The organism is Dietzia aurantiaca (assembly GCF_021033825.1).
GTDB classification, from domain to species: Bacteria; Actinomycetota; Actinomycetes; order Mycobacteriales; family Mycobacteriaceae; genus Dietzia; species Dietzia aurantiaca.
In genome coordinates this window covers 138,803-160,977 of record NZ_JAIFXZ010000002.1, presented here as the reverse complement: position 1 = coordinate 160,977, position 22,175 = coordinate 138,803, and the positions used below count along the sequence as shown (strand labels likewise).

At 68.7% G+C, this 22,175-nt stretch carries 22 protein-coding genes; 1 reads left to right on the top strand and 21 read right to left on the bottom strand.

Going from position 1 to position 22,175, the window contains the following annotated elements:
• Positions 1-59 precede the first annotated feature (59 nt).
• From K3888_RS03340 to pgsA, 9 genes are all read right to left on the bottom strand, one after another.
• Positions 60-641: an Rv2732c family membrane protein gene (locus K3888_RS03340; RefSeq protein WP_230928815.1), complete on the bottom strand. Its 582-nt coding sequence runs from the start codon at positions 639-641 to the stop codon at positions 60-62.
• A complete protein-coding gene (gene miaB, locus K3888_RS03335; protein ID WP_372459529.1) occupies positions 629-2,161 on the bottom strand; it encodes a tRNA (N6-isopentenyl adenosine(37)-C2)-methylthiotransferase MiaB in 1,533 nt (510 codons plus the stop codon). Before miaB ends, K3888_RS03340 begins: the two co-directional genes overlap by 13 nt.
• A 62-nt stretch (positions 2,162-2,223) precedes the next feature.
• Positions 2,224-2,841, bottom strand: coding sequence for a regulatory protein RecX (locus tag K3888_RS03330; RefSeq protein WP_230928814.1), 618 nt, complete (start codon positions 2,839-2,841; stop codon positions 2,224-2,226).
• 5 nt (positions 2,842-2,846) lie between these two features.
• Positions 2,847-3,950, bottom strand: a complete 1,104-nt coding sequence (gene recA / locus K3888_RS03325; protein WP_230928813.1) for a recombinase RecA — start codon at positions 3,948-3,950, stop codon at positions 2,847-2,849.
• A 225-nt stretch (positions 3,951-4,175) separates the two neighbouring features.
• Positions 4,176-4,370, bottom strand: coding sequence for a DUF3046 domain-containing protein (locus K3888_RS03320; protein ID WP_230928812.1), 195 nt, complete (start codon positions 4,368-4,370; stop codon positions 4,176-4,178).
• Positions 4,371-4,440: 70 nt separating this feature from the next.
• A complete protein-coding gene (locus K3888_RS03315) occupies positions 4,441-5,268 on the bottom strand; it encodes a PspA/IM30 family protein (protein ID WP_230928811.1) in 828 nt (275 codons plus the stop codon).
• Between the two features lie 99 nt (positions 5,269-5,367).
• Positions 5,368-5,682, bottom strand: a complete 315-nt coding sequence (locus K3888_RS03310; RefSeq protein ID WP_230929072.1) for a helix-turn-helix domain-containing protein — start codon at positions 5,680-5,682, stop codon at positions 5,368-5,370.
• Positions 5,683-5,753: 71 nt separating this feature from the next.
• A complete protein-coding gene (locus K3888_RS03305; RefSeq protein ID WP_230928810.1) occupies positions 5,754-6,293 on the bottom strand; it encodes a CinA family protein in 540 nt (179 codons plus the stop codon).
• On the bottom strand, positions 6,290-6,877 hold the full coding sequence (gene pgsA / locus K3888_RS03300) for a CDP-diacylglycerol--glycerol-3-phosphate 3-phosphatidyltransferase (RefSeq protein WP_230928809.1): 588 nt from the start codon (positions 6,875-6,877) through the stop codon (positions 6,290-6,292). Before pgsA ends, K3888_RS03305 begins: the two co-directional genes overlap by 4 nt.
• 76 nt (positions 6,878-6,953) lie before the next feature.
• Between pgsA and K3888_RS03295 the strand changes: the two genes are divergently transcribed.
• A complete protein-coding gene (locus tag K3888_RS03295) occupies positions 6,954-7,235 on the top strand; it encodes a YciI family protein (RefSeq protein WP_230928808.1) in 282 nt (93 codons plus the stop codon).
• A gap of 32 nt (positions 7,236-7,267) precedes the next feature.
• On the opposite strand, the gene K3888_RS03290 is transcribed toward K3888_RS03295, so the two are convergent.
• The 12 genes from K3888_RS03290 to K3888_RS03235 form a co-directional block, all read right to left on the bottom strand.
• Positions 7,268-10,201 (bottom strand): FtsK/SpoIIIE family DNA translocase, encoded by a 2,934-nt coding sequence (locus K3888_RS03290; RefSeq protein ID WP_372459521.1) that lies wholly within the window; start codon positions 10,199-10,201, stop codon positions 7,268-7,270.
• 63 nt (positions 10,202-10,264) lie between these two features.
• Complete coding sequence (locus K3888_RS03285) at positions 10,265-10,945, bottom strand: TIGR03085 family metal-binding protein (protein WP_308281878.1); 681 nt, start codon at positions 10,943-10,945, stop codon at positions 10,265-10,267.
• 10 nt (positions 10,946-10,955) lie between these two features.
• A complete protein-coding gene (locus tag K3888_RS03280; protein WP_230928805.1) occupies positions 10,956-13,202 on the bottom strand; it encodes a ribonuclease J in 2,247 nt (748 codons plus the stop codon).
• Positions 13,199-14,146 carry a 4-hydroxy-tetrahydrodipicolinate synthase gene (dapA, locus tag K3888_RS03275; protein ID WP_269074738.1) on the bottom strand — a complete coding sequence of 316 codons (948 nt, stop codon included), beginning with the start codon at positions 14,144-14,146 and terminating at the stop codon, positions 13,199-13,201. Before dapA ends, K3888_RS03280 begins: the two co-directional genes overlap by 4 nt.
• Before the next feature lie 82 nt (positions 14,147-14,228).
• Positions 14,229-14,981 (bottom strand): FAD-dependent thymidylate synthase, encoded by a 753-nt coding sequence (gene thyX / locus K3888_RS03270; RefSeq protein ID WP_230928804.1) that lies wholly within the window; start codon positions 14,979-14,981, stop codon positions 14,229-14,231.
• Positions 14,982-15,017: 36 nt separating this feature from the next.
• A complete protein-coding gene (locus K3888_RS03265; RefSeq protein WP_230928803.1) occupies positions 15,018-15,470 on the bottom strand; it encodes a flavodoxin family protein in 453 nt (150 codons plus the stop codon).
• Entirely contained in the window at positions 15,467-15,919 is a 453-nt protein-coding gene (locus tag K3888_RS03260; RefSeq protein ID WP_269074788.1) for a hypothetical protein, read from the bottom strand. The genes K3888_RS03265 and K3888_RS03260 overlap by 4 nt, the downstream gene beginning before the upstream one ends.
• Positions 15,920-15,956: 37 nt before the next feature.
• Positions 15,957-16,706 (bottom strand): 4-hydroxy-tetrahydrodipicolinate reductase, encoded by a 750-nt coding sequence (gene dapB / locus K3888_RS03255; protein WP_230928801.1) that lies wholly within the window; start codon positions 16,704-16,706, stop codon positions 15,957-15,959.
• A gap of 36 nt (positions 16,707-16,742) precedes the next feature.
• On the bottom strand, positions 16,743-18,089 hold the full coding sequence (locus K3888_RS03250; RefSeq protein ID WP_230928800.1) for a M16 family metallopeptidase: 1,347 nt from the start codon (positions 18,087-18,089) through the stop codon (positions 16,743-16,745).
• Between the two features lie 100 nt (positions 18,090-18,189).
• Entirely contained in the window at positions 18,190-20,460 is a 2,271-nt protein-coding gene (locus K3888_RS03245) for a polyribonucleotide nucleotidyltransferase (protein WP_230928799.1), read from the bottom strand.
• 357 nt (positions 20,461-20,817) lie between these two features.
• Entirely contained in the window at positions 20,818-21,087 is a 270-nt protein-coding gene (rpsO, locus tag K3888_RS03240) for a 30S ribosomal protein S15 (RefSeq protein ID WP_230928798.1), read from the bottom strand.
• A gap of 112 nt (positions 21,088-21,199) precedes the next feature.
• Positions 21,200-22,162, bottom strand: a complete 963-nt coding sequence (locus K3888_RS03235) for a bifunctional riboflavin kinase/FAD synthetase (protein ID WP_230928797.1) — start codon at positions 22,160-22,162, stop codon at positions 21,200-21,202.
• Positions 22,163-22,175: the final 13 nt, after the last annotated feature.

Here is a 22,175-nt window from a genome sequence, read left to right as displayed (position 1 = left end):
ACGAAAGGGGGCGGGGTGCCAGGCACCCCGCCCCCGTCGTCATCTCTGCCCAGATCAGATCAGAGGCCGTCCCCGCTGCGCGCGTTCTCTTCCAACTGGCGCTGCTCAGGCGTGCGCGTCCAGAGCACCCCGGCGAGAGTTCCGATGAGCAGGAACAGCAGGATCTCACTCAGGTACATTCCGATACCCGGGCCTCCGAACCCCTGGAAATCCGGGTCGGGCCCGCGTCCGGACTGACGGAGCCAGATTGCCAGGATCCCGTAGACCGCTGACACGCAGGCGGCACTCCATGCGACTCCGGCCGCCCACCACTTCTGGGTGAGGATCATGAGTGCGCCGAACCCGATCGTGCCCACGGAGTACAAGAGTACGAAGATGTGTGAGGGCAGGGAGGTCCACTGATCGGCGGCCGCGTCCGTGAAGAACAGCACGTCGATACCGCGGACCCCGTCACTGTGCGGCAGGAGAAGCACCGCGGCGAGGATGACGATGAGCACCGTGGACGCGAGGTAGGCCCGGCCGATGACGAGCGTCCGGCCGAGCACCCGGTCCTTGCGGCGCATCTCTGATTCCGCGTTTCGGGTTACTTCCATGATCCCGGCGATGGGATCGGGGCGGTCCGCATTACTCACGTGGGGCATCCCTTCTCAATGACGTCGTCGACCGCGACGTCTCGACGCAATGTGGGCAGTCCGAGGCCGACGCCGATCGGCGGGGTCTCGGGCTTCTCCCCCGCCTCGTGCCGGTCGCCGGCGCGGGTGGCGCGGTAGCTGAGCACGCCGTCGTCGGCGAGCAGGTGGTGTGGGGCCGCAGCCGTGACCCGCGTGGTGATCACGTCTCCCGGGCGGACGCGATCCGCGTAGTCACCGGTCGGCGCGAAGTGCACTAGTCTGCCGTCGCGCGCTCGCCCCGTCATCCGCGCGGTGGCGGCATCCTTGCGTCCCTCGTCGGCGGTGACGAGGACCTCCACCACCCGGCCGACGCGGGCCTGGTTCTCCTCCAGCGTGATCCGCTCCTGGAGCTCGATGAGTCGCTCGTACCGCTCCTGGACGACGGCCTTGGGGATCTGGTCCTCCATGGTGGCGGCCGGGGTCCCCGGGCGCGGAGAATATTGGAAGGTGAACGCGCTGGAGAATCGCGCCTTCTCGACCACGTCGAGCGTCGCCTGGAAGTCCTCCTCGGTCTCCCCGGGGAAGCCCACGATGATATCGGTGGTGATCGCGGCGTCCGGCATCGCGACGCGGACCCGGTCCAGGATGCCGAGGAACTTCTCCGAGCGGTACGACCGTCGCATCGCGCGCAGTACGCGGTCGGAACCGGACTGCAGGGGCATGTGCAGCTGCGGGCACACGGTAGGAGTGGACGCCATCGCCTCGATCACATCGTCTGTGAACTCGGCAGGGTGCGGCGAGGTGAAACGAATCCGTTCGATCCCCTCGATCCGACCTGTGGCGCGAAGCAACTTCGCGAATGCGCCCTTGTCCGAGGGCTCATCCGGGTCGTGGAACGACCTGCCGTAGGCGTTGACGTTCTGGCCGAGGAGGGTCACCTCGATGACCCCCTCGTCGGCGAGGGCCTGGACCTCGGCGAGGACCTCGCCCGGCCGGCGGTCGACCTCTTTGCCACGTAGCGAGGGAACGATACAGAACGTGCACGTGTTGTTGCAGCCGACCGACACCGACACCCAGCCCGCATAGGCCGAATCACGGGTCGCCGGCAGAGTCGAGGGAAAGTGCTGAAGAGACTCAGCGATCTCGACCTCGGCGCGCTCGTTGTGCCTCGAACGCTCGAGCAGGGTCGCCAGATGGCCGAGGTTGTGGGTGCCGAACACCACGTCCACCCAGGGCGCCCGCGAGACGACGACGTCCTTGTCCTTCTGCGCCAGACACCCGCCGACGGCGATCTGCAGGCGCGGGTTGGCGTCCTTCCACGGGCGCAGATGCCCCAGCGTTCCGTAGAGTCGGTTGTCGGCGTTCTCACGCACCGCGCAGGTGTTGAAGACCACAAGGTCCGGAAGGGCGCCGGTCACCGGGTCGGCCTCCCCCTCGAAGGGGATATAGCCCGCCTCTTCCAGGACCCCGGACATCCGTTCGGAGTCATGGACGTTCATCTGGCATCCGAAGGTGCGCACCTGGTAGGTCCGCTGATCGGCGCCGTCCACCGGGGCGTCCCCGGGCGCCTGCTGCAGGTCGGTCACGAGAGAATCCACGCAGGCCAGGGTACTCAGGACGAAGCGTGGGCCGCCAACTCGGCATCCACCACGGCCATGGCCAGCCCCGTGGGATAGCCCCGCCGGGCGAGGAAGGACACGAGTCGACGCCGTTCGCCGGCGCGAGCCGGTCCGCTGGCCGCGCCGGCAGGGCGTCTCGACAAACGAGCGCGCACGAGTTCCGTGGCCTGCAGACGTTCATCGGAATCGTCTATATCGGCCACCGCGTCGGCGATGTGGGCCTCTGCGACGCCCTTGTCCCGGAGCTCGCGTTCCAGGGCGCCGCGGGCTCGACCCCGCCGCCGCCGACGACCCCGCACCCATTCCGCAGCGAACTCCGCGTCGTCGATCAAGCCCCACACCCGGATGCGGTCGATCGCCTCGTCGATCGCCTCTGCCGGGTGTTCCTTCTCGGCCAGACGCCCACGTAGCTCATGCTCACTACGTGGCCGGTAGCGGAGTAACCGCAGTGCCGCCGTTGCCGCCTCGTGCGCCTCCGGAGCGAGCGGAGGCAGGTCCGACGATCCCGAGGGCCGGGCCTCGACCGCCGCTATTGCCGCCCGGAGCTCATCCGCATCGAGCTCCGGGCGCTGACCGGTCGCGCGCTGCCCTTCCGGGCGCGTCCGATCCATCGGCATCAGAACTCGACGGGCACCACGTCGATCGGGGCGTCCTCGTCGGACTCCGCCTCGATCTCCGCGATCTCGGCCCCCGCTCCGATATTGAGCTTGTCCAGGATCTTCCGCTCGATCTCGTCCCGGACGGCCGGGTTCTCCTTGAGGTAGCGGCGCGCATTCTCCTTGCCCTGCCCCAGCTGGTCCTGACCGTAGGTGAACCAGGAACCGGACTTCTTGATGAAGCCGTTCTCCACGCCCATGTCGATGAGCGAGCCCTCGCGGCTGATGCCCTCGCCGTAGACGATGTCGAACTCGGCGATCTTGAAGGGCGGCGCGACCTTGTTCTTGACGACCTTCACCTTGGTGCGGTTACCGACCGCGTCCGCACCGTCCTTCAGCGTCTCGATGCGACGCACGTCCAACCGCACCGAGGCGTAGAACTTGAGCGCCTTACCACCGGTTGTGGTCTCGGGCGAGCCGAACATCACGCCGATCTTCTCGCGGAGCTGGTTGATGAACACCGCGGTGGTCCCGGTGTTGTGCAGGGCGCCGGTCATCTTTCGCAGGGCCTGACTCATGAGGCGGGCCTGGAGTCCGACGTGACTGTCGCCCATCTCGCCCTCGATCTCCGCGCGCGGCACGAGCGCCGCAACGGAGTCGATCACCAGGATGTCGATGGCTCCGGATTTGACGAGCATGTCCGCGATCTCGAGCGCCTGCTCGCCGGTATCCGGCTGAGAGACGATGAGGTTGTCCGTATCCACGCCGAGCTTGCGGGCGTACTCCGGATCGAGTGCGTGTTCCGCATCGATGAACGCCGCGATACCACCGGCGGCCTGGGCATTGGCGACAGCGTGGAGGGCCACGGTGGTCTTACCCGAGGATTCCGGACCGTAGATCTCCACGACACGGCCACGGGGGAAACCGCCGACCCCGAGCGCCACGTCCAGCGACAGTGCGCCGGAGGGGATGACCTGGACCGGCGGCCGATTGTCGTCACCCAACCGCATGACGGAGCCCTTGCCGTAGGCCTTGTCGATCTGGGCCAGGGCCAGTTCGAGTGCCTGCTCACGATTCTGCGCGGCGCCGGGCTTGCCCGCGCCCGCCTTGGCCTTAGCTGCCATGTGTCTGCTCCGTTCGTGCTCGACCTCCGGCGCCTCGCCGATCGGTCTGTGTGGTTTCACCCGCGGACGCTACGGGTCGGGTACGACACGAAGCGCCATACGGGGCCCGGCGACCGTCTCCTGTGGACTGGTGACGTCCTGTGGACAGCGGGGACCCGCCGTCATCCGCGTTCCAGTGTAGGGGAACGTCTGTTCGACGTCGAACGACACGCCGCACACATGGCGCTAGCGCAACTGTTCGGGAACGTCGAACTCGTCACAGAGCGCGAGCCAGACCTGCTTGACCGATTGTCCTCCATCGATCGCCTCATGGGCGGTACGGCCGCCACACGCGGCCAGGTGGTGCGTCCGCACGAGGTGGTCCGCACGGAGTTCGCCGAAGGCCTCCACGGTTCTGGCGTGGAACTCGGTCAGTGTCACCCGCTGCCCTTCCCTGCTCGGACGACAACGGGCCGCCGGCGAACCCGCCGACGGCCCGTGTGCCTCCAGATCACTGCTGTTCGGTCTGCGCCTGCTGCTGGGGCGGTGTGGCCGGCTGCGCCTGGCCCTGTCCGAGCTGACCGGCGGCGCCGCTACCCTGCCCGAGCTGGCCGCCCTCCGCCTGCATCGACGCCCGGATCTGCTCGAGCCGACTGTGGCCCGCCATCTGCGTGGACGCCTGCTCGATCTCCATCATCCGGCCCTGGACCGAGTTCTGGGCGAGCTCCGCGGAGCCGAGCGCGTTGGCGTAACGCTTCTCGATCTTGTCGCGGACCTGATCGAGATTCGGGGTGTTACCACCTGACGACAGCTCCGACATCGACTGCAGGGAGGCACTGACCTGCTCCTGCATCTTGGCCTGCTCGAGCTGGCTGAGTAGCTTGGTACGCTCTGCGACCTTCTGCTGCAGCACCATGGCGTTCTGCTCGACGGCCTTCTTCGCCTGCCCGGCGGCCTGAAGCGACTGATCGTGCAGACCCTTGAGGTCCTCCACGTTCTGCTCCGCGGTGACGAGCTGCGCCGCGAACGCCTCGGCGGCGTTCTCGTACTCGGTGGCCTTCTGCACGTCGCCGTTCTGACCGGCCTGGTCGGACATCTGCAGCGCCTGGCGGGTAGACCCCTGGAGTTTCTCGATGTCCGCGAGCTGCCGGTTGAGTTTCATCTCGAGCTGGCGCTGGTTACCGATGACGGCCGCGGCCTGCTGTGACAGCTGCTGGTGCTGACGCTGCGCGTCGGCGATGGCCTGCTGGATCTGCACCTTCGGATCGGCGTGTTCGTCGATCTTCGAATCGAACAACGCCATGAGGTAGCGCCATGCCTTGGAAAACGGATTGGCCATCGCTGCGTTTAGTCCTTCTGCCGATTCGGACGACGGGTCTGTTCTACGGTACCGAACGCCGTCATGGGTGGACCACCTGGAGTTGTCCCGGAAAGGGAATCAGGCTGCGAGCACGGGCTCGGTGAACGTGCCCGGTGGCGAGACCTCCAGCGCCGCGCGGATGAGGATCTCGCCGAGCGACACCTCCAGCGCTCCGGAGATCGACGCCAGCAACTCGCTGGAGGCCTCCTTGCGCCCCCGCTCGATCTCCGAGAGATATCCGGGGCTGACCCTCGCCGCGTCGGCCACATCCCGCAGGGTCCGACCCGACTCCCCGCGCAGGCCACGCAGGACCGTCCCGAGGGTCTCGCGCAACAACGGCGGGGCGCTCGGCTGGTCGGGGCGGGGCAGCGTGGTCATCTGGATGTTCGGCATCACCGGGTACAACGCGTCACCTTCCGGATTCGTTCCCACTTTCCCGATCCACGTCGCAGGACGACCGTTCATCAATCCCGCCCCCCTTCCCCGCCGGCCGGGCGGGCGCCGCCCGCCACCTCGGTGACCAGCGACATCGCCGCGTCGCACGCCTGGTCGCGGATCCGCCGTCGATCACCGGCGAGCGCCAACCGCACCGACCAGGTCTCACGACCGGGGACGCGCACCCCCACGAACACGGTGCCGACCGCACGACCCTCCTGCTCGTCGGGGCCCGCCACCCCGGTCAGCGCGAGTCCGACGTCCGCCCGGCAGCGGGCCGCCGCGCCCGTGGCCAGCGCCCGGGCGGTCTCCGCGGACACCGCTCCGTGCCGGTCCAGGACGCTCTGCGGCACGTCGGCAAGCACGTGCTTGAGGTCGGTCGCGTAGACCACGAGCCCGCCCCGTAACACCGCGCTTGCCCCGGGTACGTCGGCGATCGTGGCGGCAACGAGGCCGGCTGTCAGCGACTCGGCAGTGGCGATTGTCCAGCCCCGGGCCTTCAGCGTCCCGACGAGTGCCTCCTGCACGGACGCCTTCCCCGGCCCCTCGACCGCCCCGGGCACGCTCATCGGCCCCGCGCCGCGGCCTGCCGGGCCTTGACCACGTAGTCGATCCCCGTGTAGACGGTCAGCACCACCGCCACGCCGACGATGAGCCACTCCAGTGGCCACACCCAGTAGGGCAGCGGCAGGATGAGCAGCCCGACGCCGAGTGTCTGCGTGACGGTCTTGAGCTTGCCGCCCTTGCTCGCCGCCACCACGTGGTCGACGCCGAAGAAGCGCCAGAGCGTGATCCCGACTTCGCGCACCAGGATGACGACGGTGACCCACCAGAACAGTTCGTGGACGAGAGAGAGCGAGATCATCGCCGCGGCCATGAGTGCCTTGTCCGCGATCGGGTCGGCGATCTTGCCGAAATCGGTGATGAGACCGAGCCTGCGCGCGAGGTAGCCGTCTGCGTAGTCGGTCAACATCGCGATGGCGAACACGCAGAACGCACCGATCCGCCACCAGGCGTCCTGGGCGCCCGCCACGAAGAACACGACGAGGAAGACCGGGACCAGGATGATCCGCAGCACTGTGAGGAGGTTCGCGATGTTGAGAACCGGGACCTCGGCGGTGGGGCTGCCTTCGCCAGTCGTGGAGGTAGTCACCTCTTCACCTTAGCCAGAGCCGCCCGCCTACCCTTGACGGCACAGCCAGCCCACCCGCACCAGAGGGAGACCCCACATGCCGCTCTTCGCCGTCACCTACCGCTACGAGGCCGCACAGACCGACGAGCGGGAGGCGAACAAGCCCGCGCACCGCGAATGGCTGGCGGCCCGGGTCGAGGCGGGCTCGATCCGTACCGTGGGTCCGTTCGTGGACGGCTCCGGTGCGTTGCTCCTGGTCGAGGCCGACGACGACGAGTCCGCACGCGCACTGATCGCTCAGGACCCGCACTGCGTCCGGGGCGTGGTCCCGGAGATCACGGTCCGGGAATGGATGCCCGTGTTCGGTGCGCTGGCCTGAGGGCCCGCCCCGGACGGCGACGGCCGGGGCGGTCAGCCGACGGGCGACTCCACGGGATCGCCGATCTCGGAGTGCTCCCCTGTCGGGTCGTCCGCATTCTCCTCCGGCGGGGTGCCGCCCTTGATCATCCACAGAACGGATGCCAGCTCCTCGGGCCGGACCAGAACCTCGCGGGCCTTGGATCCCTCGGACGGCCCCACGATGTCGCGGGACTCCATCAGGTCCATGAGCCGGCCGGCCTTGGCGAACCCGACGCGCAGCTTGCGCTGCAGCATCGAGGTGGAGCCGAACTGGCTGGAGACCACGAGCTCGACCGCTGCCAGCAGGTCATCCAGATCGTCGCCGATATCCGCGTCGATGTCCTTCTTGCCATCGTCCTTCGACTCGGTGACGGACGTGTCGTACTCGGGCTCCGCCTGGTTCTTGGCGTAGTCGACGACCTCCTGGATCTCCTCGTCGGTGATGAACGCGCCCTGCATGCGGACGGGACGTGAGGCGCCCATCGGGATGAAGAGCCCGTCGCCCATGCCCACGAGCTTCTCGGCGCCGGGCTGGTCGAGGATCACCCGCGAGTCGGTCAGCGAGGAGGTGGCGAACGCGAGACGGGACGGCACGTTGGTCTTGATCAGACCGGTCACCACGTCGACGGACGGTCGCTGGGTCGCGAGGACCAGATGGATGCCGGCCGCGCGGGCCTTCTGGGTGATGCGCACGATCGCGTCCTCGACGTCCCGCGGTGCCGTCATCATGAGGTCCGCGAGCTCGTCGACGACGGCCACGATGTACGGGTACGGGCGATACTCCCGCTGGCTGCCGGGCGGCGTGGTGATCTCCCCGGACTTGACCCGGTCGTTGAAGTCGCTGATGTGGCGCACGCGCGTGGACTTCATGTCCTGGTAGCGCTGCTCCATCTCCTCGACCAGCCAGGCCAGCGCGGCGGCGGCCTTCTTGGGCTGCGTGATGATGGGGGTGATCAGGTGCGGGATCCCCTCGTACGGCGTCAGCTCGACCATCTTCGGGTCGATGAGGATGAGCCGCACCTCGTCCGGCGTCGCGCGGGCGAGCAGCGACACCAGCATGGAGTTCACGAAGCTGGACTTACCCGAGCCGGTCGAACCCGCGACCAGAAGGTGCGGCATCTTGGCCAGGTCGGCGGTGACGAAGTCGCCCTCGATGTCCTTGCCCAGCCCGATCAGGGTCGGGTTGTGCTTGGTCGCGGTGCCCGGGTCGGTGAGCACGTCGGCCAGACGCACGAGCTCGCGGTCGAGGTTCGGGACCTCGATACCGACGGCGGACTTGCCGGGGATCGGTGCCAACAGACGGACGTTGTCCGTCGCGACCGCGTACGCGATGTTCCGGTGGAGAGCGGTGATCTTCTCGACCTTCACGCCCGGGCCGAGTTCGACCTCGTAGCGCGTGACCGTGGGCCCCCGGGTGAACCCGGTGACCGCGGCGTCGATCTTGAACTGCTCCAGGACGCCCTGGATCGCCTCGATCATCTGATCGTTGGATTCGCTGCGTGCCTTGGGCGGATCCCCGGCCGTGAGCAGGTTCAGCGGCGGCAGTGAGTAGTCGATGCCGCTGAGAAGTTGGGTCTGGGAGTCCAGACGCTCGTCCTCCGTCTCCGAAGCGGTGTGCGTCGATGGAGAGTTGGTCTGCGGAACCGCTGAGCCGCCCCCGGCCTGCTCACCCTTGGCCTGCGCGGCCTCCCCGCGCGTCGATGTGGCCCGGGCCGTCCGCCCGCCACGCGCACCATCCGCACCCGCGGGCGCCACGGCGGACGGCACCGTGGTCGATTCAGTATCCGCCTCGACGTCGCGGGCTGCAGCAGCGGCCGCCGCACCACGACGGGGGGCAGCGGGCGCGTCTGCGCGACCCCCGACGTCAGCGGACAGCTCGGCCGTGGCCGCCGCCGGGCCGCGCCCACCGCTGGCCGGCGGCATCTCGACGGTTTCTCCCGTGGTGGGGGTGTCTGTCCACGTAGCCACACGGCGCCGGGACGAGCGGCGGGCGGCGGGGCGTTCCGACTCCTCGTCCGCCGAGCCGACGGTCTCCGCGATCGGGTAGGCGGTCGTGGCCTCGTCCTCCCAGGCGTCGTCGTCGTAGTACTCGTCCACGATGTCGCCGCTGCCGTCCCAGCCGAAGAAGCCGCGGACCATGCCCGGTATCTCCCGGGCGGGGCGCCCCGCCATGACGAGGGCACCGAAGGCCACGATCAACACGAGGAGTGGGACGGCGACGAACACCGACAGACCGGCCTCGATGCCGCCCCCGACGATCCGACCGAGCACTCCCCCACCGGACCGCACGCCCGCCGGATCGCTCGGCGACCCCGCGGCGAGGTGCCAGAGTCCCAGCACACCGAGCGCGGACACGATCGTCCCGACCAGCCACCTGGAGTGGACGTCGGAACGTGGCTCGCGCGCCATGATGAGCACGCCCCAGCCGCCGATCAGCAGCGGAAGAAGGGCACCCGGGGTGCCCACCACGGTGCGGATACCCGTATCGATCCACTGCCCGATCGGCCCCGCAGCACGAAACCACACCGCGCCGGCGAAGATGATCGCCACACCGATCAGGACCATTCCGAGACCGTCGCGCCTGTGGGGGGGCGGCGCCTTGTCGTCGTCGTCGGAACCCCCGCCCAGGCCACGGACCCCGTGCCCTACGCCCTTCGCCAGGGCCGACCAACTCCCACGGAGACCACGGCCGACCGCACCGAAGGCGCCGGAGGTCCGTTCGGGAGCAGCGGACGAGGCCCGCGCGCCGCCGCGCCCGTTCCCACGGTTCGTGGTCCGGTTCCCGGACTTCGGCGTCGAGACCACCGCACCACGCCGCGCACTGCCGCCCCGGGACTTCGGGGTGGTGGACGTCGCCGAACGCTGCGCGGCGGATTTCGACGCGGGGCGTCGGCCGCCGGGCGCACGGGTGGATCGCGTGCTCGAGGTGGATGCCATGGGGGTCACTCTAACGTCTCAAGCAACACTGGTAACAGCAGCCACACAGTCCGGGTGTATCCCGAAGGCGACCTACACGCTCCGTCCGACCGCATCGAGTGCGTCGATACCGCGCTGAGCACCGGATACTTCGACGTCCACGCGGTCTCGTCCGAATATCCACAGGAGCAACTCGACGGGCTCGGCCACGACGGTCACCAGGGGCGCCAGCGCCGCCCCTGTCGACACCGGAGCCGCAGCGGTCGCCGCCCGGGCGTCGACCCCGGGGCGCGGGGTTGACGGGCCCCGGGGGACGCTCAGGTCGATCCGCGCGGGAACCTTCCTCAGCCTGCTCCGGGACACAATCGTGGCGAGCGTCCACACCCGCGCGAGGTCACGGCTGTCGAATTCGCGCTTCGACCAGCCTTCCCCGGCGCGACGCACGTCCTCGTGGTGGACCAGGTACTCCGCGGTGTTGGCCAGGCTGTCGGCCAGACGTAGTGGCGAATACCACGGTGGACCGGACGCGATCGAGTCGAGCAGCTCCTCCCACGGGCGCTGCGACTCGCGGAGACGAAGCGTCTCGAGCCGCGCGGACAGTGCCGGTAACACCACCCCCGCCGCCGCGTCCGGCCGGGCCTCACGCACGACGAGGTGTGCCGCCAGATCCCTGGCCGTCCATCCTTCACACAGGGTGGGCGCATCCGGGCCCGTGTCGCGCATGGTCTCCACCAGCGCGACACGTTCCCGGCGGGCGAGGGACCGACGATCCACCCCCACCGGATCAGCTCTCGGCGACCGCGGAGGTGATGACCGTGGGGACGATCATGGGCTTACGACGCCACTTGTCGGAGACCCACCGGCCCACAGTGCGGCGGACCGCCTGCGCCAGGCGGTACGGATCGGTCTCGCCTTCGCCGGCGAGGTCCCACAGCGCGTTCTCGACCAGCTCCACCACGGGCGCCAGCGCACCGGGCTCATCGGTGAAGCCCTTGCCGATGATCTGCGGCTTGCTCACCGGACGGCCCGTGCGCGGATCGACGACCACGGTGGCGACGATGAATCCGTCCTCAGCCAGCGCCGTTCGATCGGCGAGCACCGTGTCGCCGACGTCTCCGGTCGAGAGACCGTCGACGTAGAGGTTGCCGACGGGCACCTGCCCGACCACTGCGGCTTGACCGTCGATCAGGTCGACGACGACACCGTTCTGCGCCAGGACCACGTTGTTCTCGGGCACACCTGTGGCGACCGCCAGCGCCTTGTTGGCCCGCAGGTGGCGCCATTCGCCGTGGACCGGCATGGCGTTCCGGGGCCGGACGGCGTTGTAGATGAACAGCAGTTCGCCGGAGTATCCGTGTCCGGACACATGGATGTTCGCCTCGCGACCGGTGATGACCTCGACACCCATCTGCGACAGGCTGTTCATCACCCCGAACACGGCCTCCTCGTTGCCGGGGACCAGCGACGACGAGAACAGCACCGTGTCGCCCTCACCCAGGTTGACCTGACGGTGCTCACGGCGGGCCATCCGCGACAGACCGGCCATCGACTCGCCCTGGGTACCGGTGGTCACCACGACGAGCTTCTCCGGCGGGAGCTTGCCCGCGGAGTCCATGTCCACGATGACCCGCGAGGGGTCGGTGAGCAGCCCCATCTCGAGCGCGATCTCCATATTCCGGAGCATCGACCGGCCGTTGAGCGCGACCTTGCGGCCGGCCGCCGCGGCGGCGTCGACGGCCGACTGCACCCGGTAGACGTTCGAGGCGAAGCACGCGACGACGACGAGCTTGCGCGCATCCGCGATCAGTCGCTCCAGGGCGGGTCGCACGCCCGCCTCGGACGGGCTGATGCCCGGAGTGGTGGCGTTGGTCGAGTCCACCAGCAGCAGGTCGATACCCTCGTCACCGAAGCGCGACATCTTGGGCAGGTCGGTCGGCCGCTTGTCCGTCGGCAGCTGGTCGAGCTTGATGTCGCCCGTCATCATCACCGAGTTGCCGCCGGCCTTGATGACGACGCCGAGGCATTCCGGGATCGAATGGTTGACGTCGAAGTACCGCACCTCGAAGGCGCCGAACGACGAGATGCTCGACTCGTCGACCTCATGGAACACCGGCTTGATGCGGTGCTCCCGGCACTTTGCCGCGACGAGCGCGAGGGTGAACTTGGAGCCCACGACCGGGATGTCCGGACGCAGCTTGAGCAGGAACGGGATCGCGCCGATGTGATCCTCGTGGCCATGGGTCAGCACGAGCGCCTCGACCTGGTCCAGGCGGTCCTCGATGTGGTCGAAGTCCGGGAGGATCAGGTCGACGCCCGGCTCCGTTGAACTCGGGAACAGTACTCCGCAGTCGACGATGAGCAGCTTCGAGTTGTACTCGAAGACGGTCATGTTGCGCCCGATCTCGGAGATGCCGCCGAGGGCGACGAGCCGCATCGCCCCCTTGCGCGCCTTCGGCGGGCTGGGCAGCCGGACGGTCATGTCCGCGCCCTGCATGGTCTTGACGCCGCCGAAGTCGGCGGTCGACGAATCGCCGCGTCCGCGGCCGCGGCCACGGCCGCCCCGGTTGCGTCCGCCGTTCTGCCCGCCGGAGCTCTTACCGCCGCCGTTCTGCCCGCCGGAGTTCTTACCGCCGCCGTTCTGCCCGCCGCTGTTCTGACCGCCCGACCGCTGCCCGCCGTTGTCATGTCCGCCGGAACTCTTGTCGTCCCGACCGGACGAGCCACGGTTGTCGGACGACGAGCCGCGACGACCGCGCGACCCGGACTTCGACCCCCCGTCCGCATCCTGGCCGGACGTGTCACGGCCGCCGCGGGGCTGTCCACCCGCGTCCTGCTGGTTGGTGTGCTGCTGCGACTCCTCCCGGGGCGCCTTGTTCTCAGCGGAGTGCTGCTGGGACGGACGCTCCTCGGAGGCGGCATGGGTCGGTTCGGTGAACTGCACGGCGGTCACCGGTGCCGGGGCACCCGTGGGACGACCGGCTGCGCGACGCGAACGGCCGCGACCGCGGTTCTGTGAGGAACTTTCTGTCATGTGGTGACTCCTGCTCTGCGGAGCAGCGCCGCCAGGGCGTCGCGCTGCTCATCGGTTGGTGGTAACTGCGGGAGTCGCGGCACACCTGCCGGGATCCCGAGAAGTTCTAGTCCTGCTTTGGACATCGACACGCCTCCGAGCGCCCGCTGGGCGTCGAAGAGCGGGAGGAGTCCGAGGTTGATGCGACGGGCCGTCTCGATGTCTCCGGCGAGGTAGGCCCTGCGGATCTCCACGAGTCGTGACGCGGCCACGTGACCGATCACACTGACGAATCCGGTGGCCCCCACGGCCAACCACGGGAGGTTGAGTTGATCGTCTCCCGAGTAGTAGACGAGGTCGCAGTGCGACATCACGGTCGCCGCGTCGTGAAAATCGCCCTTCGCGTCCTTGACCGCCACGATATTCGGATGGCCGGACAGCCCGATGAGGGTGTCCGCCTGGATGGGGACCACCGACCGTGGCGGGATGTCATAGAGCATCACCGGCCGGTCGGTGGCATCCGCGATCGTGCGGAAGTGAACGTCCAGGCCGGCCTGTGTCGGCTTGGAATAGTAGGGCGTCACCACGAGCAGTCCGTGCGCACCCGAGGCCGCGGCCTGGCGGGCCGCGTGAACGGAGTGGGCGGTGTCGTAGGTGCCCACCCCTGCCACGATCGTCGCCCGGTCTCCCACTTCCGCCAGGACGGTCTCGAGGACCGCTGTCTTCTCGGCGTCAGTGGTGGTGGGCGACTCCCCCGTGGTGCCGGACACGACGAGTCCGTCGCATCCTGAGTCCACGAGATGTCTCGCGACACCGGCGACGGCCTTCAGGTCGACATGCCCGTCGCTCCCGAAAGGCGTGACCATCGCCGTGAGGACCGTCCCGAAGGGCGCGGGTCGCGCTGTTTCGGCGGGGGGCCGGCCGGTACCGGCCGACTCTGCTCCCCCTGCGGTCACGTGTGTCATGGTGTCCCAGGGTACCCGCAGAACCACACGGATCCCGATTCAGACCCGGCGTTCGGGTGATTGATCGGGACCGCGGTCCCCGTCATCCTTCGAGCACGTAGGGGCTGACGGCGATTTCCGAACCGTCGTCGAGCGTCGCGATCTCGAAATCGGAGAACACCGCGGGCGCCACATCCCGGAGTTGGCGTAGGACGTCGATAGCCAGACCACGGATCTCGGTATCCGCGTGTTCGGTCGCCCGCATCCCGATGAAATGCCGCCACGACCGGTAGTTGCCGGTCACGACGATGCGGGTCTCGGTCGCGTTCGGCAGCACCGATCTGGCCGCCTGCCGGGCCTGCTTGTGTCGGAGCATCGGGTTCGGGACGTCCGCGAAGCGTTCCTCCAGCTTGGCCAGCATCTCCGCGTACGCCTCACGCGATGCGTCGGTCGCCCGCCTGAAGATCTCGACCAACTCGGGGTCATCGGCGATGGCGGGCGGCGGGACGACCTTCGAGTCATGCTCCGGGACGAAGCGCTGGGACAACTGACTGTAGGAGAAGTGACGGTGACGGATCAGCTCATGGGTGCACGAACGCGAGATGCCTGTGATGTAGAAGGTGACGTTGGCATGTTCGAAGACCGAGAGGTGTCCCACTTCGAGAATGTGCCGGAGGTAGCCCGCGTTGGTCGCGGTCCGCGGATTCGGCTTGTCCCAGCTCTGGTAGCAGGCCCGGCCGGCGAACTCCGCCAGCGCCGAACCGCCCTCGGCGTCAGTCTCCCACCCGAGATCCTCGGGAACGGTGAACTGGGTGCGCGCGACCATGCGGACCTGCCGCCGGACGAGCTCGGACATGATGGGACTCCTTTTGCTGACGGGCTGTACTGACGCTCAACCGAGTAGATGCGCGGCAACGGTGGCCGCGACCTCGGCCACCGTGTCGAGGTCGTCCCGCCCGAGCTCACCGATGAGCTGCGTGGCCGGGGCGACCGCCTGCAGCGCCCACCCGGTCGTGATCTTCTCGACTGAGGTCACCGCCCCTGCGGTGTCGTTGTCCCCGTGGACGCAGAGCGCGTACGGGCGACCGCTCACTGCTCCCTCGCAGGTGTAATACGTGCGATCGAAGAAGTGCTTGAGCGCGCCCGACATGTACCCGAAGTTGGCAGGAGTGAGAAATACGTAGCCGTCGGCCCGCAGGACGTGATCGTCCGTCGCCGCGAGCGCGGGGACGGACTCCACGGCGATGTCCTCGAGCTCGGGGTGGGCCATGCCGGTTTCGATGGCTTCCACGATCCGGCGCAGCCGCGGTGAAGGCGCGTGGTGGACCACCAGGACGGAGCTCATGGCCTGCTCCCCTGCGCCGCCCGCTCGGCCTCCAGCAGATCCATGGCGACCCGCATCACCTCGCGGGCGCGGAGGCGATCACCGGCGTGGTCATAGGCACGGGCCAGCCTGTAGTTCGTACGCCAGTCCCCGGGGGAGGCCTGGTACTCTGCGCTGACCTGGTCGAACAGCGCGTCCGCCGCTTCGTGCCGGAGCCGCCCCGACGGGCGGTGATCCAGATCCGAGATGTCGAGTTCTATCCCCTCGGCAGCTGCCGCTGCCGAGATCCGCTGCAACTGGAAGCCGTTGCGCAGGATGGCCCAGGTCGCCCACGCGCCGACCGCGGTGAGCAGGATGATCCCCACGCCGAGACCCTGCATCGCGAGATGTTCCGATGTCGCGATCATCGACCAGCCGAGGAAGATCAGGTAGCCGAAGGCCACCAGCAGACCTGCTGCGGCGAGGAACATCACCAAGGGCTTGACGAACCTGTCCACGACGGTCGACCTACAGGTCCATGAAGGTGTCGAGGCCCACGGTCAGCCCCGGCGCGCTGGCGATCGAGCGCACTCCGAGCAGCACGCCCGGGGCGAATGACGTCCGGTCCAGGGAGTCATGACGGATCGTCAGCGTCTCGCCCTGGGTTCCGAACAGCACCTCCTGGTGGGCGACCAGTCCGGTCACCCGGACCGAGTGGACCCGCACGCCGTCGACGTCCGCGCCCCGTGCCCCGTCGAGTCCGGTGGAGGTGGCGTCGGGCGACGCGCCGAGGCCCGCCGCGGTTCGTGCGGCCCCCATCATGGCCGCGGTCCGCTGAGCGGTCCCGGACGGGGCGTCCGCCTTGTTCGGGTGGTGGAGCTCGACGATCTCGGCCGACGGGAAGTACTTGGCGGCCTGGACGGCGAACCGCATCATGAGGATCGCGCCGATCGCGAAGTTCGGAGCCACCAGGACCCCGGTTCCGGGGCTGGACTCGAGCCGGCTACGCAATGCCTCGAGTCGCTCCTCGGTGAACCCGGTGGTTCCGACGACGGCGTGGATCCCGTTGGCGATGCAGAACTCGAGGTTGTCCATGACCACGTCCGGGTGGGTGAAATCCACCACGACCTCGGCACCGGAGTCGACCAGTGATCGCAGGGCGTCACCCTGGTCGACCTCTGCCACGAGTTCCATGTCCTCGGCCTCGCGTACGGCATCGCAGATCGCCGTGCCCACCTTGCCGCGTGCGCCGAGCACTCCGACCTTCGTCACCGTCATCGTCTCCTTCGTCGGTCGTCAGGACTGCTTCCCAGACTATCGGCAGAGGCCCGCGATCAGCCCAGCCGCGCCGCTGTGGGGCATGCCGGGCCCGACCGCCGCCAGACACCAGGGCGACGACTCGCCGTTCCAGTAGCCCACGACGTCCTCACGGGTCACCGCGAGCAGCCTGCCCATGGACTCGGATACGGGGACCACCGTGTCCCGGTCCAGCAGGTGTCGACCGATCCGGGCCATCCGGGACAACGGATCATCGAGCCCGAGCCGTATCGAGCCGGTGAGATGGCCGATGGCGCGGTCGACCTCGCCACCGGTCGGAGGGTTCGCGGCCATGCCCGCGACCACCCGTCTGATCTCGTCGCCCAGTTCGTCCGCACGGCCGGCCGCACAGCCGGCCACCACGGATACCAGACCCGTACGGCGGAACTGGTCCATCGAGGCGTACACGGAGTACGCAAGTCCGAGGTCCTCCCTGATCCGCTGGAAGAGTCGCGAGCTGAGTCCGCCGCCCAGAACCGCGGCGGCGATCTGTGCCGCCGCACGGTCACGATGGTCTCGAGCAGGGGTGCGTCGGGTGAGAGCGAACAGAACCTGCTCGGACTCCTCGTCCTGCCCCGTCACCACGGGCTCCGTCGCCCACCCGTAGTCGGTAGCACTCGCCTGGGAGGCCACACCGTTCACCGTGTGTGCGCAGTAGACCATCGAGGCGCCGCTCGCCGCGTCGACCGCGCTCTCGTCTCGTCCGACAGCGGTCGGCAACGGTCCGTCGGCGATCCACTGCATCAGAGCCTCGTGATCGACCCGCCCGGCGGCGGCGACCACCACGTTCCCGGACCGCAGGATCCGGCGGTGGAACGCGCTCAACGTGGCGGCGTCGAGGGCAGCCACCGACTCCTCGGTCCCGATGATCGCCCGGGCGAGCGGATCCACACCCAGCACCGCGGTGGCGGAGAGTTCGCATGCGAGGTCCTCGGGATCGTCCGCACGACCGGCGAGCTCGTCGAGCACCACGTCGCGTTCGACTTCCACGTCCTCGGGATGGCACAGACCATTGGCGACCACATCGGTCAGGACGTCGACCGCATCGGCCAACCCGTCCGCGGGCACGTGGACGTGATAGCAGGTGTGCTCTCGGCCGGTGAAGGCGTTGAGGTCTCCGCCCAGGAGGTCGATGCGTTCGGACAGCTCTCGCCCGGAGGCGGTGGCGGTGCGCTTGAAGAGGACGTGTTCCAGGAAATGGGCAGCGCCGTGCTCCTCGGGCCGCTCCTCCGCCGAACCGGAGCCGATCCAGATCCCGACGGCGGCGCTGTGGCACCAGGGCAGATGTTCCGTCACGACACGGATGCCGGGTAGTGACCGGTCCACACGAATCGCGGTCTGCACGTCATCGACCCCCTCTTTCGCTGACGAACGAGGCACGCACCCCGGACCCGGGGTGCGTGCCTCGTGGGTGCCGGGTCGCGTGGCGCGGCCCGGCCGGCGATCAGTCGTCGCTCGCGGAATCCGCGGCCTGCTCCGCATCGTCCGACACGGGGATGAGGCTGATCTTCCCGCGGTTGTCGATGTCCGCGATCTCGACCTGCATCTTGTCGCCGACGTTCACCACGTCCTCGACCTTGGCGATCCGCTTGCCCTGGCCCAGCTTGGAGATGTGAACCAGCCCGTCACGACCGGGCAGCAGGGACAGGAACGCGCCGAACGGCGCCGTCTTGACGACAGTGCCCAGGAAGCGCTCGCCGACCTTGGGCAGCTGCGGGTTGGCGATGGCGTTGATCTTGTCGATCGCGGCCTGTGCGGAGTCTCCGTCGGTCGCGGCGATGTATACCGTGCCGTCATCCTCGATCGAGACGTTGGCGCCGGTCTCCTCCGTGATCGAGTTGATCATCTTGCCCTTGGGCCCGATGACCTCACCGATCTTGTCGACGGGGACCTTGATGGAGATGATGCGCGGAGCGAACGGGCTCAGCTCGTCCGGCTCGTCGATGGCCTCGGCCATCACGTCGAGGATCGTCAGGCGGGCCTCACGGGCCTGCGTGAGCGCACCGGCGAGGACCTCGGACGGGATGCCGTCGAGCTTGGTGTCGAGCTGAAGAGCGGTGACGAACATGCCGGTCCCGGCGACCTTGAAGTCCATGTCACCGAACGCGTCCTCGGCCCCGAGGATGTCGGTGAGGGCGACGTAGCGACGTTCCGACTCCCCGGCCGCGTTCTCTACCTCGTCGGAGACCAGGCCCATCGCGATGCCCGCGACCGGCGCCTTGAGGGGCACACCGGCGTTGAGCAACGACAGGGTCGAGGCACAGACCGAGCCCATCGAGGTGGAGCCGTTCGATCCGAGGGCCTCGGACACCTGACGGATGGCGTACGGGAACTCCTCGACGCTGGGCAACACCGGCACCAGGGCACGCTCCGCGAGCGCGCCGTGGCCGATCTCGCGACGCTTGGGCGAGCCCACGCGGCCGGTCTCACCGGTGGAGTACGGCGGGAAGTTGTAGTGGTGCATGTAGCGCTTGCTGGTCTCCGGACCGAGCGAGTCGATCTGCTGCGCCATCTTGACCATGTCGAGAGTGGTGACGCCCATGATCTGGGTCTCGCCACGCTCGAACAGGGCCGAGCCGTGCGCGCGCGGGATGATCTCGACCTCGGCGGACAGGGCGCGGATGTCCCTGATGCCACGGCCGTCGATACGGAAGTGATCGGTCAGGATGCGCTTGCGCACGATCGACTTGGTGAGCGACTTGAAGGCCGCCCCCACCTCGCCGAGACGGTCGGCGAAGCGCTCGGCGAGCTGCTCGAGAACGGTCGCCTTGAGCGCGTCCGTCGCGTCGTCGCGCTCCTGCTTGTCGGCGATCTGCATGATCTCACCGAGCTTGGTCTCGGCGACCTCGGCGACCGCCGCGTAGGCGTCGTCCTGGTACGGCGGGAACAGCGGGAACTCGCGCGGGGCGCTGGGCGAGGCGGTGGCCAGCGCCTGCTGGGCGGCGCACAGCTCGGCGATGAACGGCTTGGCGGCCTCGAGGCCCCGGGCCACGACGTCCTCCGTCGGTGCCTGGGCGCCACCGGCGACCTTCTCCAGCACGTTCTCGGTGGCCTCTGCCTCGACCATCATGATCGCGACGTCGGCGGTGTCCCCTGAACCGACGACACGGCCGGCGACGACCATGTCGAAGACCGCGTCGGAGAGCTGCTCGACGGTCGGGAAAGCGACCCACTGGCCGGCCGGGTCTGCGGCGGTGGGGATGAGCGCGATTCGCACGCCGCCCACCGGGCCCGAGAAGGGCAGCCCGGACAGCTGCGTCGAGGCGGACGCGGCGTTGATGGCCACCACGTCGTAGAGGTCCTCGGGATCGAGGCTGAGTACGGTCACGACGACCTGGACCTCGTTGCGGACGCCGTCGGCGAACGTCGGGCGCAGCGGCCGGTCGATGAGGCGGCAGGTGAGGATGGCGTCCGTGCTGGGACGACCCTCGCGCCGGAAGAAGGAGCCGGGGATGCGGCCGGCCGCGTACATCCGCTCCTCGACGTCCACCGTGAGCGGGAAGAAGTCGAAGTGCTCTTTGGGGTGCTTGCCCGCCGTGGTGGCGGACAGCAGCATCGTGTCGTCGTCGAGGTACGCGACGACCGAGCCGGCGGCCTGCTGCGCGAGCCGACCGGTCTCGAACCGGAGTTCGCGGCGACCGAAGTCACCGTTGTCGATGGTGGCGACGGACTCGAAGACCCCGTCTTCGACCTCAACGGCCGTAATCTGTGACATAGAAAATCCTGTCGTGTGTCTGGTGAATGGGGCGCGCGGCGCAGGTGTGTCACCGCGGGCCACCGGGCAGCACGTCAGGGGGTCCCGGTACGACTTCGGTCTTCGATCGAAGCGGCCGGATCCGGCGCCTCATCTCATCGGGCGTCTTAAGGTTCCGGCAGCCACTACCGAGGACCGTCAATCGGACCTGTCGACCACCCCGGTACGTGCGCACCGGCCGGGTGCCAGGCTATCAGGGAAAACAGGCCGGGGCACCGGGGCGCACGGGCGCGCCGCCCCCGATGCGCCCGGCGGAAAGGACGATCCCCGCCCTGAAGTCAGGACGGGGATCGGAAAAAGTCTTGCGACCGAGAATACTCAGCGACGCAGGCCGAGGCGCTCGATCAGCGCACGGTAGCGGTTGATGTCGACCTTGGCGACGTACTTGAGCAGACGACGGCGACGGCCGACCAGCAGCAGCAGGCCACGGCGCGAGTGGTGGTCGTGCTTATGGGTCTTGAGGTGCTCGGTGAGCTGCGTGATGCGCGTGGTGAGAAGCGCGACCTGGGCCTCGGGCGAGCCGGTGTCGGTCTCGTGGATCCCGTACTCGGCCAGTACGGCCTTCTTCTCTTCGGTGCTCAGCGCCATGATGACTCCTGGTTGTTCCAGTCCGCAGATGATGTCAGGCCCCGCCGCCGCGGACCGCAGGAGGGCCGACGGGAGACGTTACCAGCCGGCGGGGCATGTCCCCAATCCGTGCTCAGGCGCCGAGGATGTCCCGGGTCCGTGCCACATCGCGGCCCATGGCGACCAGCAGTTCGTCGACGGAGGAGAACTTCTCCATGTCGCGGACGTGGTCGACGAAGTCGACGGCGGCGAGCCTGCCGTAGAGGTCCGCGGACTCGTCGAGGACGAAGGCCTCGACGCTGCGCGTGGTGTCGCCGAACGTGGGGTTGGTTCCGACCGAGATCGCCGCGGGGTACCGGCGCCCGGGCACGATCGAGCCGTCGACCGGCGCGTCATCGAGGACGGTGAACCAGCCCGCGTAGACGCCGTCGACGGGGACGGCCGTGTATTCGGGCAGTTCGAGGTTGGCGGTGGGGTAACCGAGGTCCCGTCCCCCTCGACCGGCGCCGTGCACGACGGGCCCGGAGACCCGGTGCGGACGCCCGAGGATCTCGGCGGCGGCCGCCACATCCGATCCGGCGAGCAGCTTGCGCACCCGACTCGAGGACACCGTCTCACCACCGTCCTCGAGCAGGTCGACCACCTCGCATTCGATCCCCCGCTCGGCACACAGTTCGCGCATGGTCTCGGGGGTCCCGACCGCGCGTCGGCCGAAGGTGAAGTTGCGTCCCACCACGACGGCGCGGCAGTCGAGGCCGTCGACCAGGACGTTGTCCACGAACGCCGCGGGCTCCCACGAGGCCATCTCCTCGTCGAACGGCAGCGCGAACACCGCCTCGACGCCGAACTGGCCCGCCAACTCCGCGCGCCTGCGGAGCGGGGTGAGCACCAGTGGGTGCGTCCCGGGTCGGACCACCTCGACCGGGTGCGGGTCGAAGGTCACGAGCACGGGGGCGGCCCCGAGGTCCCGCCCGAGGTCGACGGCACGATCCACCAGGCCGCGATGGCCACGGTGGAGTCCGTCGAACACGCCCAGGGCGACGGAGGAGCCGCCGTCGGGGATCACGATCTCGTCGAACGTCCGCCACAATTGCACGGCGACCACCTTA

Coding starts and splice junctions, on each gene's coding strand:
- rpsO (WP_230928798.1), bottom strand. CDS start 21,087: ATGGCGCTGAGCACCGAAGAGAAGAAGGCCGTACTGGCCGAGTACGGG.
- dapB (WP_230928801.1), bottom strand. CDS start 16,706: ATGACGGTGACGAAGGTCGGAGTGCTCGGCGCACGCGGCAAGGTGGGC.
- K3888_RS03265 (WP_230928803.1), bottom strand. CDS start 15,470: ATGAGCTCCGTCCTGGTGGTCCACCACGCGCCTTCACCGCGGCTGCGC.
- recA (WP_230928813.1), bottom strand. CDS start 3,950: ATGGCAGCTAAGGCCAAGGCGGGCGCGGGCAAGCCCGGCGCCGCGCAG.
- K3888_RS03245 (WP_230928799.1), bottom strand. CDS start 20,460: ATGTCACAGATTACGGCCGTTGAGGTCGAAGACGGGGTCTTCGAGTCC.
- K3888_RS03315 (WP_230928811.1), bottom strand. CDS start 5,268: ATGGCCAATCCGTTTTCCAAGGCATGGCGCTACCTCATGGCGTTGTTC.
- K3888_RS03340 (WP_230928815.1), bottom strand. CDS start 641: ATGCCCCACGTGAGTAATGCGGACCGCCCCGATCCCATCGCCGGGATC.
- K3888_RS03260 (WP_269074788.1), bottom strand. CDS start 15,919: ATGTTCCTCGCCGCAGCAGGTCTGCTGGTGGCCTTCGGCTACCTGATC.
- K3888_RS03305 (WP_230928810.1), bottom strand. CDS start 6,293: ATGAGCGTGCCCGGGGCGGTCGAGGGGCCGGGGAAGGCGTCCGTGCAG.
- dapA (WP_269074738.1), bottom strand. CDS start 14,146: ATGACACACGTGACCGCAGGGGGAGCAGAGTCGGCCGGTACCGGCCGG.
- K3888_RS03295 (WP_230928808.1), top strand. CDS start 6,954: ATGCCGCTCTTCGCCGTCACCTACCGCTACGAGGCCGCACAGACCGAC.
- K3888_RS03310 (WP_230929072.1), bottom strand. CDS start 5,682: ATGCCGAACATCCAGATGACCACGCTGCCCCGCCCCGACCAGCCGAGC.
- K3888_RS03280 (WP_230928805.1), bottom strand. CDS start 13,202: ATGACAGAAAGTTCCTCACAGAACCGCGGTCGCGGCCGTTCGCGTCGC.
- thyX (WP_230928804.1), bottom strand. CDS start 14,981: ATGTCCGAGCTCGTCCGGCGGCAGGTCCGCATGGTCGCGCGCACCCAG.
- K3888_RS03330 (WP_230928814.1), bottom strand. CDS start 2,841: ATGGATCGGACGCGCCCGGAAGGGCAGCGCGCGACCGGTCAGCGCCCG.